Annotated in this window: 8 protein-coding genes and 2 rRNA genes; 7 read left to right on the top strand and 3 right to left on the bottom strand. The window is 66.0% G+C overall.

What is annotated here, in order from left to right; translation table 11 throughout:
- Positions 1–90: 90 nt before the first annotated feature.
- The 3 genes from QU602_RS05135 to QU602_RS05125 all read right to left on the bottom strand — a co-directional run bounded on the left by QU602_RS05135 (position 91) and on the right by QU602_RS05125 (position 6,669).
- Positions 91–3,195: ribosomal RNA gene (locus QU602_RS05135) — 23S ribosomal RNA — on the bottom strand.
- Between the two features lie 471 nt (positions 3,196–3,666).
- Positions 3,667–5,191 (bottom strand): 16S ribosomal RNA (locus QU602_RS05130).
- The 16S and 23S rRNA genes sit together here, the layout of an rRNA operon.
- A gap of 647 nt (positions 5,192–5,838) precedes the next feature.
- The gene (locus QU602_RS05125; RefSeq protein ID WP_308799146.1) at positions 5,839–6,669 is read right to left on the bottom strand and encodes an aldo/keto reductase; all 831 of its coding nucleotides are present in this window, start codon (positions 6,667–6,669) and stop codon (positions 5,839–5,841) included.
- Positions 6,670–6,774: 105 nt separating this feature from the next.
- Between QU602_RS05125 and hrpA the strand changes: the two genes are divergently transcribed.
- The 7 genes from hrpA (at position 6,775) to QU602_RS05090 (ending at position 16,376) form a co-directional block, all read left to right on the top strand.
- Positions 6,775–10,761, top strand: a complete 3,987-nt coding sequence (gene hrpA / locus QU602_RS05120) for an ATP-dependent RNA helicase HrpA (RefSeq protein ID WP_308799145.1) — start codon at positions 6,775–6,777, stop codon at positions 10,759–10,761.
- A 105-nt stretch (positions 10,762–10,866) separates the two neighbouring features.
- Positions 10,867–12,075 carry an MFS transporter gene (locus QU602_RS05115; RefSeq protein ID WP_308799144.1) on the top strand — a complete coding sequence of 403 codons (1,209 nt, stop codon included), beginning with the start codon at positions 10,867–10,869 and terminating at the stop codon, positions 12,073–12,075.
- Between the two features lie 29 nt (positions 12,076–12,104).
- The gene (locus QU602_RS05110) at positions 12,105–12,932 is read left to right on the top strand and encodes an aldo/keto reductase (protein WP_308799143.1); all 828 of its coding nucleotides are present in this window, start codon (positions 12,105–12,107) and stop codon (positions 12,930–12,932) included.
- A gap of 307 nt (positions 12,933–13,239) precedes the next feature.
- A complete protein-coding gene (locus tag QU602_RS05105) occupies positions 13,240–14,226 on the top strand; it encodes a DUF4349 domain-containing protein (protein WP_308799142.1) in 987 nt (328 codons plus the stop codon).
- Positions 14,227–14,340: 114 nt separating this feature from the next.
- Positions 14,341–15,498, top strand: a complete 1,158-nt coding sequence (locus QU602_RS05100) for an acyl-CoA dehydrogenase family protein (RefSeq protein WP_308799141.1) — start codon at positions 14,341–14,343, stop codon at positions 15,496–15,498.
- 136 nt (positions 15,499–15,634) lie between these two features.
- Positions 15,635–15,811, top strand: coding sequence for a hypothetical protein (locus QU602_RS05095; protein WP_308799140.1), 177 nt, complete (start codon positions 15,635–15,637; stop codon positions 15,809–15,811).
- A 70-nt stretch (positions 15,812–15,881) separates the two neighbouring features.
- Entirely contained in the window at positions 15,882–16,376 is a 495-nt protein-coding gene (locus QU602_RS05090; RefSeq protein WP_308799139.1) for a cation:proton antiporter regulatory subunit, read from the top strand.
- Positions 16,377–16,384 lie beyond the last annotated feature (8 nt).

The raw sequence follows: 16,384 nt of genomic DNA, 5'->3' as shown, positions 1-16,384 counted from the left end.
TGGTTCGTCTGTCCAGAACCACAGAGTGGACGCGAGCAATCTGTTTGGGGCCACCCACACCAGCCTTTGAAAACGGTGTTGGGTGTAGTGATTGTCAAGTTATCGGCTTATTAGTACCGGTCAGCTTCACACGTCGTTAGTTCGTGCTTCCACATCCGGCCTATCAACCCAGTCGTCTACTGGGAGCCTCTCCCCCGAAGGGATGGAAATCTCATCTCGAGGCCGGCTTCCCGCTTAGATGCTTTCAGCGGTTATCCATCCCGAACGTAGCTAACCAGCGGTGCTCCTGGCGGAACAACTGGCACACCAGAGGTTCGTCCAACCCGGTCCTCTCGTACTAGGGTCAGATCCTCTCAAATTTCCTACGCGCGCAGCGGATAGGGACCGAACTGTCTCACGACGTTCTAAACCCAGCTCGCGTACCGCTTTAATGGGCGAACAGCCCAACCCTTGGGACCTACTCCAGCCCCAGGATGCGACGAGCCGACATCGAGGTGCCAAACCATGCCGTCGATATGGACTCTTGGGCAAGATCAGCCTGTTATCCCCGAGGTACCTTTTATCCGTTGAGCGACAGCGCTTCCACAAGCCACTGCCGGATCACTAGTCCCGACTTTCGTCCCTGCTCGACCTGTCAGTCTCACAGTCAAGCTCCCTTGTGCACTTACACTCGCCACCTGATTGCCAACCAGGTTGAGGGAACCTTTGGGCGCCTCCGTTACTTTTTGGGAGGCAACCGCCCCAGTTAAACTACCCACCAGGCACTGTCCCTGAACCGGATCACGGTTCGAAGTTAGATATCCAGAGTGACCAGAGTGGTATTTCAACAATGACTCCACCGACACTAGCGTGCCAGCTTCATAGTCTCCCACCTATCCTACACAAGCCACACCGAACACCAATACCAAGCTGTAGTAAAGGTCACGGGGTCTTTCCGTCCTGCTGCGCGTAACGAGCATCTTTACTCGTAATGCAATTTCGCCGAGTTCGCGGTTGAGACAGCTGGGAAGTCGTTACGCCATTCGTGCAGGTCGGAACTTACCCGACAAGGAATTTCGCTACCTTAGGATGGTTATAGTTACCACCGCCGTTTACTGGGGCTTAACTTCTCAGCTTCGCACCGAAGTGCTAACCGTTCCGCTTAACCTTCCAGCACCGGGCAGGCGTCAGTCCGTATACATCGTCTTGCGACTTGGCACGGACCTGTGTTTTTAGTAAACAGTCGCTTCCCACTGGTCTCTGCGGCCATCCACGCTTCCCCCAGCAAGTGGGTTCACGCTTCAGGCCCCCCTTCTCCCGAAGTTACGGGGGCATTTTGCCGAGTTCCTTAACCACGATTCTCTCGATCTCCTCGGTATTCTCTACCTGACCACCTGAGTCGGTTTGGGGTACGGGCGGCTAGAACCTCGCGTCGATGCTTTTCTCGGCAGCATAGGATCACCCACTTTTCATCCGCATCGCGTCTCAGCCGTAATGAGTCGCGGATTTGCCTACGACTCGGCCTACACGCTTGCCCCGGGTCAACCATCGCCCGGGTTGGGCTACCTTCCTGCGTCACACCTGTTAATACGCTCACGCCACCAGACGGGGTCGCATGCCGCCACCGGCCTCACCCCGAAGGGATCACCCGGTCTTGGGATGCTTAGCACTTCTGATTTTGTGTGGGCGGTTCTTCGCCGGTACGGGAATATCAACCCGTTGTCCATCGACTACGCCTGTCGGCCTCGCCTTAGGTCCCGACTTACCCAGGGCAGATTAGCTTGACCCTGGAACCCTTGGTCTTCCGGAGGACGGGTTTCTCACCCGTCTTTCGCTACTCATGCCTGCATTCTCACTCGTGTGCCGTCCACGGCTGGATCACTCCGCCGCTTCACCCAGCACACGACGCTCTCCTACCCATCCACACGACTGGACCACGAAGGCCTATCGATTGTATGAATGCCACGACTTCGGTGGCGTGCTTGAGCCCCGTTACATTGTCGGCGCGGAATCACTTGACCAGTGAGCTATTACGCACTCTTTCAAGGGTGGCTGCTTCTAAGCCAACCTCCTGGTTGTCTGTGCAACTCCACATCCTTTCCCACTTAGCACGCGCTTAGGGACCTTAGTCGGTGGTCTGGGTTGTTTCCCTCTCGACGATGAAGCTTATCCCCCACCGTCTCACTGCTGCGCTCTCACTTACCGGCATTCGGAGTTTGGCTGACGTCAGTAACCTGTTGAGGCCCATCGGCCATCCAGTAGCTCTACCTCCGGCAAGAAACACGCAACGCTGCACCTAAATGCATTTCGGAGAGAACCAGCTATCACGAAGTTTGATTGGCCTTTCACCCCTATCCACAGCTCATCCCCTCCATTTTCAACTGAAGTGGGTTCGGTCCTCCACGACGTCTTACCGTCGCTTCAACCTGGCCATGGATAGATCACTTCGCTTCGGGTCTAGGACCTGCGACTGAATCGCCCTATTCAGACTCGCTTTCGCTACGGCTACCCCACACGGGTTAACCTCGCCACAGATCACTAACTCGCAGGCTCATTCTTCAAAAGGCACGCTGTCACCCCAACAAGGAGGCTCCAACGGTTTGTAAGCAAACGGTTTCAGGTACTATTTCACTCCCCTCCCGGGGTACTTTTCACCTTTCCCTCACGGTACTTGTCCGCTATCGGTCATCTGGAAGTATTTAGGCTTACCAGGTGGTCCTGGCAGATTCACACGGGATTTCTCGGGCCCCGTGCTACTTGGGATCCCCTTCCGGCCGGCATGCAATTTCGACTACGGGACTCACACCCACTCCGGTTCGGCTTTCAATCCGATTCGTCTATCACACACGCAGTCACCGCGACTGTCCGGCAGAACAGCCCGAAAGGTCCCACTACCCCGACCATGCAACCCCTGCCGGGTATCACACATGACCGGTTTGGCCTCTTCCGCTTTCGCTCGCCACTACTCACGGAATCACGGTTGTTTTCTCTTCCTGTGGGTACTGAGATGTTTCACTTCCCCACGTTCCCTCTACCCGCCCTATACATTCAGGCGGGAGTCACCAGGTCACCCAAAGGGCCTGGCGGGGTTTCCCCATTCGGAAATCCTCGGATCACAGCTCGTTTATCAACTCCCCGAGGCTTATCGCAGATTACGACGTCCTTCTTCGGCTCCAGATGCCAAGGCATCCACCGTTTGCTCTTAGAAACTTGAAATCACATGAGTTCAATCGTCCCGGCACCGAAGTACCGGTCAGAAATTGACCAGTGAACACACCAGCAACACCCCAAAGGATGCCACCAATGCGTTTCACCTATTGTGAAACAACACAAGTGTTGTTTCTAAGATGCTCGCGTCCACTATGTAGTTCTCAACAGACGAACAGTGCCCCCAAACCGCACCCGGAAACACCCGGTACGACCTGACGGCCTGTCAGAAGTCCAACACACACCACCCGAAGGCAGTAGCGCCCGGTCCCTCAGGACCCAACAGCGTGCATGTGCCCATCCCGCCGGCCCCGACCGTTCCAACCACTCCCGTTGTCGAAACAACACGAAGCAGCGTACTAAGCAAGAACCCTTGCGATGAGCACCTAGTTCAATGTTCCACCCATGAGCACCCAGCGAAGAACGAACGTCTTCGATCTGGGACTCCTGGAACCAGCAAGCTGGTCCAGTGCTCCTTAGAAAGGAGGTGATCCAGCCGCACCTTCCGGTACGGCTACCTTGTTACGACTTAGTCCTAATCACCGATCCCACCTTCGACGGCTCCCTCCACAAGGGTTAGGCCACCGGCTTCGGGTGTTACCGACTTTCATGACTTGACGGGCGGTGTGTACAAGGCCCGGGAACGTATTCACCGCAGCGTTGCTGATCTGCGATTACTAGCGACTCCGACTTCATGAGGTCGAGTTGCAGACCTCAATCCGAACTGAGACCGGCTTTTTGGGATTCGCTCCGCCTTACGACATCGCAGCCCTTTGTACCGGCCATTGTAGCATGCGTGAAGCCCAAGACATAAGGGGCATGATGATTTGACGTCATCCCCACCTTCCTCCGAGTTGACCCCGGCAGTCTCACATGAGTCCCCACCATTACGTGCTGGCAACATGCGACGAGGGTTGCGCTCGTTGCGGGACTTAACCCAACATCTCACGACACGAGCTGACGACAACCATGCACCACCTGTAACCGAGTGTCCAAAGAGTTCCCTATCTCTAGGGCGTTCTCGGTCATGTCAAGCCTTGGTAAGGTTCTTCGCGTTGCATCGAATTAATCCGCATGCTCCGCCGCTTGTGCGGGCCCCCGTCAATTCCTTTGAGTTTTAGCCTTGCGGCCGTACTCCCCAGGCGGGGCGCTTAATGCGTTAGCTACGACACGGAAACCGTGGAAAGGTCCCCACATCTAGCGCCCAACGTTTACGGCGTGGACTACCAGGGTATCTAATCCTGTTCGCTCCCCACGCTTTCGCTCCTCAGCGTCAGTTACGGCCCAGAGAACTGCCTTCGCCATCGGTGTTCCTCCTGATATCTGCGCATTCCACCGCTACACCAGGAATTCCATTCTCCCCTACCGCACTCAAGTCTGCCCGTACCCACTGCACGCTAGAGGTTGAGCCTCTAGATTTCACAGCAGACGCGACAAACCGCCTACGAGCTCTTTACGCCCAATAATTCCGGACAACGCTCGGACCCTACGTATTACCGCGGCTGCTGGCACGTAGTTAGCCGGTCCTTTTTCTGCAAGTACCGTCACCCGAAGGCTTCTTCCTTACTAAAAGCGGTTTACAACCCGAAGGCCGTCATCCCGCACGCGGCGTTGCTGCATCAGGCTTGCGCCCATTGTGCAATATTCCCCACTGCTGCCTCCCGTAGGAGTCTGGGCCGTGTCTCAGTCCCAGTGTGGCCGGTCACCCTCTCAGGCCGGCTACCCGTCGACGCCTTGGTGAGCCATTACCTCACCAACAAGCTGATAGGCCGCGAGTCCATCCCAAACCGAAAAACTTTCCACCAAACCTCATGCGAGGAAAGGTCCTATCCGGTATTAGCACCGATTTCTCGGAGTTATCCCAGAGTCCAGGGCAGGTTACTCACGTGTTACTCACCCGTTCGCCACTAATCCCCCCCAGCAAGCTGGGAGTTCATCGTTCGACTTGCATGTGTTAAGCACGCCGCCAGCGTTCGTCCTGAGCCAGGATCAAACTCTCCAAAAAAAATGGCTCCAACACCCACCAAAGCAGGCATCAGAAATTTGATCTCTGACTGAGAAACAATCATTGCTGACTGTCCATCAATCCAAAGGAATCCCACCCCATCCAAAGACAGGGCCAGGGTTCAAAAATTGGCATTGAACATAGTGCACGCTGTTGAGTTCTCAAGAAACGGACGCACCCGAGATTCAGCCTTGCGGCCTGCCCTCAGGGCAACCTATCTACCGTACCACACTTCGGTGAAGATCAGACCTGCAGAGGCCTGAACCGACCGGTCGCATCAAAGGACACGAGCCACGTCGAAACACCGTCCGAAGACCGTGTTCACTGGTGAGGTGGATTTTCCATCTTAGGCTTGAAATCACCGAGTCGCAATGCGCTCATTCGAGCTCTGCGCCTTCGAGGTTATTTGGCTAAGATCGTCATTCCCGTCGGCCCGTCTCGCTTTCGCTTTCCGGCCCGCCGCGGCGACATGTATGAATGTACGTGGCCACGCGGGCCGGGGCCAAATCCTGTTCGCATCCCGGGCGTGTCGCGCCCTGTCCATCCACGAAGAAGGGCCCCCGGCTGACGCCGAAGGCCCTGATCGCCGGTCGTTTCGGCGCGATGGTCTTGTCCCGCACCGCACCGCACCGCACCGAGTCATCCGGTCAGTTGAACTCGTCGGGGTGCGTACCGACGCGCCCCTCGCGCTCCAGTCCGGTGATCGCTGCCATCTCGTCGTCGTTCAGCTCGAAGTCGAACACGTCGAGGTTCTCCACCATCCGCTCGCGGCGGTTCGACTTCGGGATCACGATGTGACCGCGCTGCAGGTGCCACCGCAGCACGACCTGCGCCGGTGAAGCCCCGTGCGCACTCGCGGCCGACGTGACCTCGGGCAGCTCGAACAGGGGGTACTTGCCCTGCCCGAGCGGGCCCCACGCCTCGATCTTGATCTCGTGCTGCTCGGCGAACGCCGCCGTGGCCGGCTGCTGGTGGTACGGGTGCAGCTCGATCTGATCGACGGCGGGCGGAACGTCGGACTCGTCGACCAGCCGCTCGAGATGGTGCGCGAGGAAGTTCGAGACGCCGATCGATCGCACGCGACCCGTCTCCCGCAGCTCGACGAACGTGTTCCAGGTCTCGACATACCGGTCGTTCGCGGGGGTCGGCCAGTGGATCAGGTACAGGTCGACGTAGTCGAGGCCGAGTCGCTCGAGGCTGCGGTCGAATGCGCCGGGGGTGGTGGTGGCGCCCTGATCGTCGTTCCAGAGCTTGGTCGTGATGAAGAGCTCCTCACGGGGGATCCCGGAGGCCGCGATCGCGCGCCCCACACCCTCCTCGTTCCCGTAGATCCGGGCGGTGTCGATGTGCCGGTACCCGACCTCGAGGGCATCGGTCACGATGCGCTCGGTCTCGGCCGGGTCCACCTTGAAGACCCCGAAGCCGAGCTGCGGAATGGAGTGGCCGTCATTGAGCTGGATACGAGGAACACGCGTCATGTGTCTTATCCCACCACGGCGAAGGCGCCCCACCCGCGACCGTTCGCCCGCCGCGATCATGGCGTCCGGAATCGCACATCCGACCGCGCCGTACGATAAAAGGCCATGCTCGCGACGATCACCTTCCCCCCTGAGCTGCCGGTGTCGGCGCAGCGCGAGGAGATCGCGCGCGCCATCCGCGACCATCAGGTCGTGATCGTCGCCGGAGCGACCGGCTCGGGCAAGACGACGCAGCTGCCCAAGATCTGCCTCGAGCTGGGGCGCGAGTCGATCGCGCACACCCAGCCACGGCGCATCGCGGCCCGCACGATCGCGGAACGCATCGCCGAGGAGCTGGGCGGCGACGTGGGCGACCTCGTCGGCTACCAGGTGCGGTTCACCGACCGGGTGAGCGCGTCCACGCGCGTCAAGGTCATGACCGACGGCATCCTGCTCAATGAGATCCACCGGGATCGCGAGCTGCGCACGTACGACACGATCATCATCGACGAGGCGCACGAACGCAGCCTCAACATCGACTTCCTGCTGGGCTACCTGAAGCAGCTCCTCCCGCGCCGCCCCGATCTGCGCGTCATCGTCACGAGTGCGACCATCGATCCCGAGAGCTTCGCCACGCACTTCGCGGATGCATCGGGCGAGCCCGCGCCCGTCATCGAGGTGTCGGGGCGCACCTATCCGGTCGAGGTGCGCTATCGGCCGATCGGCGGGTCGACGGCGAGCGCCGACGACCGCGAGACCAGCGACGACGAGGGCGCGGCCGCCGACGACCGCGACGTGCAGCGCGGCATCACCGACGCGCTCGACGAACTCGATCGCGAGGCCCCGGGCGACGTGCTCGTCTTCCTCTCGGGCGAGGGTGAGATCCGCGATGCGGAACAGGCCGTGCGCGCGCACACCGCGAAGCGGGGTGCGGCGGGCGTCACCGAGGTGCTGCCCCTCTACGGCCGGCTCTCGGCCGCCGATCAGCACCGGGTGTTCGAGCGCTCGACCGTCGCCGGGCTCCGCCGTCGCGTCGTGCTGGCCACGAACGTGGCCGAGACGAGCCTCACGGTCCCGGGCATCCGCTATGTGGTGGATGCGGGTACCGCGCGCATCAGCCGCTACTCGGCACGCTCGAAGGTGCAGCGGCTGCCGATCGAGCCGATCTCGCAGGCCTCGGCGAATCAGCGCTCGGGTCGCTCGGGTCGTACGAGCGACGGCATCGCGATCCGGCTGTACGCCGAGGACGACTTCGATCGCCGCCCGGAGTTCACCGACCCCGAGATCCTGCGGACCAATCTGGCCGCGGTCATCCTGCAGATGGCCTCGCTCGGACTCGGCCCGGTGGAGGAGTTCCCGTTCCTGACGCCGCCAGACGGCCGCGGCATTCGCGACGGCCTCGACCTGTTGCGCGAGCTGGGCGCGCTCGAGCCCGACGACGACCGTCGCGGCGACCGACCGGCGCGCGGCCCGCGCCTCACCCGCATCGGCCGGCAGCTCGCGCGGCTCCCGATCGAGCCGCGCTTCGCCCGGATGGTCCTCGAGTCCAAGGCGCAGGGCGTCTCGCGTGAGGTCATCGCGATCGTCGCCGGACTCACGATCCAGGACCCGCGTGAGCGCCCGCTCGAGCGACGCGAGCTCGCGGACGCGGCGCATGCCCGGTTCGCGGACCCGACCAGTGATTTCCTGTCGCTCTTGAATCTCTGGAACCACCTCGAAGCGCAGCAGCGCGAGCTCGGCAGCAGTGCGTTCCGCCGGCTCTGCAAGGCCGAGTTCCTGAACTACCTGCGCGTGCGGGAATGGCAGGACCTGTTCCGACAACTCGTCAGGCTCGCGAAGCCGCTCGGCCTGCACATGGCCAAAGAGGCCGGCGCGCCCAACCCGGACGGCATCCACCGCGCGCTCCTCTCCGGTCTGCTGTCGCACATCGGCCTGCGTGACGACTCGCGCACGTCCTCGGGCCGCGGCGGTGCGGGTCAGGCACGCGATGCTGAGCGCAGAGGTCGCCGGCAGCAGGCCGAGTTCCTCGGTGCGCGAGGTGCGCGTTTCGTCGTCTTCCCGGGCTCGGCGCTCGCGAAGAAGCCGCCGGAGGCGATCATGAGCGCCGAGCTCGTCGAGACGAGCCGGCTGTTCGCACGCATGAATGCGAGCATCGATCCAGCCTGGGCCGAGCCGCTCGCCGGGTCGCTCGTCACCCGCACCTGGAGTGCGCCGCGCTGGGAGCGTCGGCAGGGCGCGGCGGTCGCCGACGAGAAGGTCACCCTCTTCGGAGTGCCGATCGTGCCGAAGCGGCGCATCCAGCTCGCACGCATCGATGCCGCGTTGGCGCGCGAGCTGTTCGTGCGGCACGCGCTCGTCGAGGAGGACTGGGACGTCAGCCGCCTCGACCGGCGCGTCTTCGGCTTCGTGCGGCGCAATCGCGACCTGCGGCGCGAGCTCGGCGAGCTCGAGGAGCGCACCCGGCGCCGCGACATCCTGGTCGGCGACGAGGCCGTCTTCGCCTTCTACGACGCGCGCGTTCCGGCCGAGGTGGCCGATGTGCGCGGGTTCGAGCGGTGGTGGCGCGACGCGCACCGCGGCGACCCCGGCCTGCTCACGATGTCGGCATCCGACCTCGTCGAGGAGAGCACCGAGCGGCCCGAGGCCGGCTTCCCCGACCGCTGGCGGCAGGGCGACCAGACGCTGCGACTGCGCTACCGCTTCGAGCCGGGCGCCGACGACGACGGCGTCACGGTGGTCGTGCCGCTCGTGCTCCTCCCCCGGCTCGATGCGGCGGGTTTCGACTGGCAGGTGCCGGGCCTTCGCGACGAGCTCATCACGGCCATGCTGCGGACGCTGCCGAAGGTGCTGCGTCGCCAGGTCGTGCCCGTGGCCGAGTGGGCGACGAAGATCTCGGCCGAGCTACCGGCGGGCCCCGAGGGCGGTGCGGTGCGCGAGCCGTTCGCCGAGGTGGTCGCCGCGACGATCAAGCGGCTCACGTTCGCGCCGGTCACCGCCGACGACTTCGACCTCGAGCGCGTGCCGCCGCACCTGCGGGTCACGTTCCGCGCGGTCGACGACCGCGGCAAGACCGCCGGCACCGACACAGACCTCGCATCGCTCCAGGCGCGGCTCGCCGACCGCGCGTCGCGCGCGGTCGCGTCGACGTTCGGTGCTGCGGATGCCTCGGGCGGCGCGCGCGGCACGAAGACGGATGCCCCGGGCACACCGCCTCGGCCGGCGGCGGCCGACATCCCGCCGGAGCTCGCCGAGCGCGGCGGCATCGCCACGTGGGACTGGGATCGGATGCCGGCCCACGTCGACACCCGCCAGGCCGGCAATGTCATCCGTGCCTACCCGGCGCTCGTCGACGACGGCGCCTCGGTCTCGCTGCGACTGCTGCCGACCGCGGAGGACCGTGATCGGGCCTCGCGCCGAGGCATCCGTCGCCTCTTGGTCCTCGCGACCCCGTCTCCGGTCGCCTACGTGCAGGAGCACCTGTCGAACGATGAGAAGCTGCAGCTTGCGGCGAGCGCCTACCCCGGCCCCCGCGCGCTCCTCGACGACGTGCTCGCCGCCGTCGTCGAGGCGGAGCTCGTCGCGAGGCATCCAGATGGCCTGCTCACGACGCGCAGGGAGTTCGAGGCCGTACGCGACGCGATCGCCGCGATCGTGATGGAGCGCATGTTCGAGACCGTGGGGCTCGTGGCGCGGATCCTGCGCCTCGCGCGCGAGGCCGACAAGGCGATCTCGAAGGCCGCGAGCCTCACGCTCATGTCCCCGTTGGCCGACGCCCGGGCACAGCTCGAGGCGCTCGTGCCCGCGGGCTTCGTGTCGGCGACGGGACTCGAACGCCTGCGGCATCTGCCGCGCTATCTCGAGGGCATCGTGCTTCGCGTGCGCAAGCTGCAGGACGACCCGGGCCGCGATCGGCGGTTCATGACCGAGTTCGAGACGGCCGTGAAGACCTTCGAGCGCGCCGGCGGCACGGTGCCCCTCGATCCCACGGCCGCCGCACAGCTCGTGCGGGCGCGGTGGCTCCTCGAAGAGCTGCGGATCGGCCTGTTCGCGCAGGAGTTGCGCGCCGCCGAACCGGTGTCGCCGCAGCGCATCGCCAAGGCGCTCGCGAGCTGACCTCCGCGCGGCGTCGCCGGGCCTGGACGCGACGGCGAAGCGGCGCCCGGATCGTGGCCGCCCCGGCGGCCGCAGGGGCCACGACCGCCAGTAGCATTGGCCTCCGTGGCCAGCTACTCCGATCTCCTGAAGACGCCGGGCGTCGCGCGCATCATCGCGGCGCAGCTCACCGCGCGCTTCCCGTCGGGCATGCTCTCCCTGGCCTTCCTGCTGCACGTCGAGCGTGAGACCGGCTCGTACGGTGCCGCGGGCCTGGTGCTCGCGGCGACCTCCATCGGCCAGGCCGTCGCGGGGCCGATGACGAGCCGGCTCATGGGCCGGTTCGGCATGCGCCCCGTCCTGATCACCACCCTCGTCATCTGCGCGACCGCCGTGATCGCGGTCGGCGTGCTGCCGCTGACCGTGCCGCTGTACATGATCGTCGGGCTCGTCGCAGGGCTCGCCACCCCGCCCGTGCAACCCGCCGTGCGCACCATCTACCCCAAGATGGTCAACTCGCGGCAGCTCACCCCGCTGTTCTCGCTCGACGCGTCGGCGCAGGAGATCATCTGGGTCGTCGGGCCCGTCGTCACGACCTTCGTGTCGACGCAGATCGGCACCGTGTGGGGCATCCTGCTCGCCGCCGCGCTCATGGTCGTCGGCGGCGTCTGGTTCATCTCTTCGCCCGAGCTGGGCCGCGTCCGCATCCCACGCTCGAAGCGACGGTTCGGGGTCGTGCTCGGCCGGCCGCCGGTGCTGCTCGCGACCGTGGTCGGCTTCCTGCTGGTCGGCGCGTGCGCGGCGATCGAGGCCGGTGTCGTCGCGGTGTTCGGCCACGACGGCGCCGAGGCCGGGATCGTGCTCGCGATCTTCGCCCTCGGCTCGCTCGCCGGTGGTCTCGGCCTCGGTCACGTGCCTATCGGGCCCTGGTCGACCGCGCGCCGCATGCTCATCGTGTTCGTCGGCACCGCGCTGGCGGCGCTCGCCATGGAGTTCTGGTGGCTGGCCGCGACCCTCTTCATCGCCGGCATCGGCATCGCACCCGCGCTCGCGGTGCTCTTCGCGATCGTGTCGGCGAGCGTGAAGTTCTCCGACACCGCCGAGGCGTACGGCTGGGTCGGCACCGGCCAGCTCATCGGCGCCGCGATGGGGTCCGCGCTGGCCGGGTTCCTCATCGACGGGGTCGGCGCGCAGGGCGCGTTCTGGGCGGCCGGGGCGCTCGCCCTGATCGGCGTGCTCGTGCCGGCGTTCGCGAGCCGGTGGCATCCCGATCTGCGCGGGCGGGACGCGAGCCCGATCCCCGACACCGAACCCGTGCCCATCACGCCGAGCTGACGCGGCGCCGACGTCCCTCGAAAGGTCTCATGTCCGAGCTCACCGCCCCCCGCCTCCCGCTCACCGACGGCGCGGCCATCCCGCAGCTCGGCTACGGGCTGTACAAGGTCCCGAGGGCCGACACCCGGCGGCTCACGCTCGACGCGATCGACGTGGGGTACCGGCACCTCGACACCGCGGCGTTCTACGGCAATGAGCGCGAGGTCGGCGAAGCCGTCCGTGATTCCGAGGTGCCGCGCGACGAGCTGTTCGTCACGAGCAAGGTCTGGAAAGACGACAACGGCTTCGACGAGACGCTTCGCGCGTTCGACGCGTCGATGGCCCGGTTCGCGCTCGAGCGGCTCGATCTCTACCTCATCCACTGGCCCGTGCCGTCGACCGACCGCTATGTCGAGACCTGGCGCGCGCTGATCCGGCTGCAGCAGGAGGGTCGGGTGCGGTCCATCGGCGTCGCCAACTTCCACGCCCACCACATCGAACGGCTCGTCGACGAGACCGGGGTGTGGCCCGTGGTCAATCAGGTCGAGCTGCACCCGTGGCTGCCGCAGACGCCGTTGCGCGAGTTCGACGACCAGCACGAGATCCGCACGGAGGCGTGGTCGCCGCTCGCGCGCGGGCGGGTGCTCGGCGACCAGACGCTCGCCGCGATCGGTGCCAAGCACGCTCGCACGCCGGCGCAGGTGGTGCTGCGCTGGCACGTCCAGCTGGGCAACGTCGTCATCCCGAAGGCCTCATCGCCCGAGCGCATCCGTGAGAACCTCGACGTGTTCGGCTTCGCGCTCGACGCCGACGACCTGGCCGCGATCGCGGCCCTCGAGTCCGGCGAGCGCACCGGTCGCGACCCCGATCTCGACTGACACCCCGGGCCGCGGTGTCGCGGGAATGCACGCCACATCGACGCCGGTAGCCACGAAACGCGCGACACCGCGTGGCTGAGTCGCGCACGCGCACCCACCCGCCCTCGAGTTCGAACCAGGTGCGCGACACCGTGCAGCGAGGGTCCACCAGACGAACGGCGCAGTGAAGGAGTGAAGGTCCCCAACGAACGGGTCCGGCATTCGGTTGTGGCCGCGAAGCGACTCCCAGCAAACCGCAATTCGATCGTGATCCGACTCCCAGCGAGCGTCCAGACATGGGGAGCATCCTCCGCTCTAGCCTGAGCGCATGCTCCGACCGTCACGTTCCCGCTCCCCCCGCCCGCACCGCCGGCTGAGCCGGTTCGCCGCCGTCTCTGGCACGGCCGCCCTCGCCGCACTGCTGCTCGCCGGCTGCACGGCGGGCGGCACCTACACCGGCGCCTCGGCTCCCATGTCGCCGGAGATCGCGACGCCCGACGGGCCAGTCGAGATGCTTCCGGGCGAGATGCTGCCCGGCCAGGTCATGCCGGGCGACGCCGCGGGCGGCGAGCTGAGCCGGGACATGGCGGGCGTCGAGGCATCCGATCGCAGCGTGATCACGACCGGGTGGGTCGCCGTGACCGTCGACGACCCGATCGCGACCGCCGAGGACGTCGCACGACTCGCGACGCAGGCCGGCGGCCGCGTCGACAACCGCACCGAGACCCCGGGCACCGACACCCAACCGGCGACCGCACAGCTCATGGTGCGCGTGCCCGCCGACGAGCTCGACGCCGTGATCGAGGATCTGCGTGAGCTCGGGACGGTCACCTCCGTGTCGCTCAACGCATCGGATGTCACGCAGCAGCGCCAAGACCTCGACGCGCGCATCGACGTGCTGACCGCCTCGATCGACCGGCTGACCGAGCTCCTCGCGCAGGCGACCACGACCACCGACCTCATCGCGATCGAGTCGGAGCTGACGACACGGCAGGCCGAGCTCGACAGCCTCACGCAGCAGCGCGACTGGCTCGTCGATCAGGTCGACTTCTCGACGCTCACCGTCGACCTCGGCACCGAGGCCACCGCGCCCGACGCCCGGCCGGGCGATTTCTGGAGCGGCATCGTCGCGGGCTGGAACGCCCTGCTCGCGTTCCTCTCGGGGCTCGTCGTCGCGCTCGGGGTGGCGGTGCCGTGGATCGTTGCACTCGCCGTGATCGCGGCGATCGTGCTCGTCGTGGTGCTCCTGGCGACCCGCGGGGCACGCCGTCGGGCCGCGAAGCCCGCACCCCCTTCACCCGACTCCCCCGAGTAGGTCCTGCTCCCCACCTCCCCACCCCCCGGCATCGCAGCGCGGGGACGCGAATGGTCGCTCCGCTCCCGCGTGAGCGACCATTCGCGTCCCCGCCCCGAGGCGTAGGCTGGCGCCGTGACTCCAGAGACGCTGCTCACCGACGACCTCATCGAGCGGATCCGCGAGCGCGCCGCGGGCTACGACGAGCACAACGCGTTCTTCGACGAAGACCTGGCCGAACTCACCGCGGCCGGCTACCTGCGGGCGCTCGTGCCCGCAGAGCTCGGCGGCCTCGGCTGGTCGCTCGACGACGCGGTGCGCGCACAGATCCGGCTCGGCGGCGCGGCACCCGCGACGGCGCTCGCCGTCAACATGCACCTTGTGTGGACGGGGGTGGCGAAGGTGCTCCGCGATCGCGGAGACGACTCGCTGGAGTTCCTGCTGCGCGAGGCCGCAGCGGGCGAGGTCTTCGGCTTCGGCATCAGCGAGGCCGGCAACGACCTCATGCTGTTCGGGTCGCGCACGGTGGCCGAGCCGCTGCCCGGTGGCGGCTACCGCTACACGGGCCGCAAGATCTTCACCTCGCTATCTCCCGCCTGGACCCGGCTCGGCACCATGGGCCTCGACACCGCCTCCGACGACGCACCGAAGCTCGTGTACGGGTTCATCGACCGTGAAGACCCCGACATCCGCGTGCTCGACGACTGGGACACCATCGGCATGCGCGCGAGCCAGAGCCGCACGACCGTGCTCGACGGTGCGTTCGCGGCCCCCGACCGCATCGTGCGCCGGCTCGACCCCGGGCCCAACCCCGACCCGCTCGTCTTCGGCATCTTCGCCTGCTTCGAGCTGCTGCTCGGCGCCGTCTACACCGGCATCGGCGGCCGGGCGCTCGAGCTCGCGATCGCCGCCGCACGCCGGCGCACCTCGATGAAGCACGACGGCCGCCCCCTCGCCGCCGACCCCGACGTGCGGTGGCGCATCGCCGACGCGGCGCTCGCACATGACGCCATCGAGCCGCAGCTCGTCGGTCTCGCGCGCGACGTCGACGCGCAGGTCGATCACGGCGTGTTCTGGTTCGCCAAGCTCTCCGGCGCCAAGGTCCGCGCGACCGAGACCGCCAAACATGTCGTGGACCAGGCGGTGCGCGTCTCGGGTGGCTCGAGCTACTTCACGGGCAGTGAGCTCGGCCGGCTGTACCGCGACGTGCTCGCCGGGATCTTCCACCCGTCCGACGACGAGTCCGCGCACGCGACGATCGCGAACGCGTGGATCGGGCCGGCCGACGCCTGAGTCGTGCCAACGGCCGAGGCGCCGACGCCCGAGTCACGCCGACCCCCGAGTCGTGCCCGATCACCGCACCGATAGACTGCGGATGGATCGCGCCGCCGCATCGCGGCCAGACACGCACGCGCCGCAGGAGGTATTCGTGAACGGCATTCTGTTCGTCATCGCCATGGGGATCTTCCTCTTCGGCATGTGGCTCATGGGCAACGCGTCGCACATGCTGGGCATCGAGTCGATCGTGTTCATCGCGGGCATCCTCTGCGTCGCGATCGCCCTCGCCATCCCGACGAGCCTGCTCGGCCGCGGCAACGGCGCCTGACCCGGCCACCCGGCCGGCGGGCGCCAGACAGAGCACGCCGCGACACCGGTGCAGGTCTACCATGTCGTGCGTGGGAGCACGCATCGAGAAGGTCGACCTGCCGGGCATCGGCCATCGGCACGATCTCGTCACCGAGCACGGTCGCCGTATCAGCGTCGTCTCGCACCGCGACGGCGAGCGCGACCTGGCCGTGTTCGACGCCGACGACCCCGACGCCAGCCGCGACCCCGTCGCCCTGACCGACGATGAGGCCGCCGCGCTCGCCGACGTGCTGGGGGTCTCCGTGATGCTTTCGCGGCTCACGAACCTCTCCGAGGGGACCGCGGGGCTCTACACGGAGCAGATCGCGCTGCCCACCGACTCGCCGTACCTGAACCGCCCGCTCGGCGACACCAGGACGCGCACGAGGACGCGCGCTTCGATCGTCGCGATCGTTCGCGACGGCGCCGTCATCCCCTCCCCCACCCCCGCCGAGCACCTCCGTGCGGGCGATGTCCTCGTGGTCGTCGGCACGCGCGAGGGGCTCGACGCGGTCGCACGTCTGCTCGCCAACGGCCCCAACTGACGCGAGGG

This window comes from Agromyces protaetiae, from assembly GCF_030866785.1.
GTDB lineage: Bacteria > Actinomycetota > Actinomycetes > Actinomycetales > Microbacteriaceae > Agromyces > Agromyces silvae.
Note: the sequence above shows the minus strand (reverse complement) of the source record. Positions and strands in the feature narration are given on the sequence as shown.

Coding starts and splice junctions, on each gene's coding strand:
- QU602_RS05125 (WP_308799146.1), bottom strand. CDS start 6,669: ATGACGCGTGTTCCTCGTATCCAGCTCAATGACGGCCACTCCATTCCG.
- hrpA (WP_308799145.1), top strand. CDS start 6,775: ATGCTCGCGACGATCACCTTCCCCCCTGAGCTGCCGGTGTCGGCGCAG.
- QU602_RS05110 (WP_308799143.1), top strand. CDS start 12,105: ATGTCCGAGCTCACCGCCCCCCGCCTCCCGCTCACCGACGGCGCGGCC.
- QU602_RS05105 (WP_308799142.1), top strand. CDS start 13,240: ATGCTCCGACCGTCACGTTCCCGCTCCCCCCGCCCGCACCGCCGGCTG.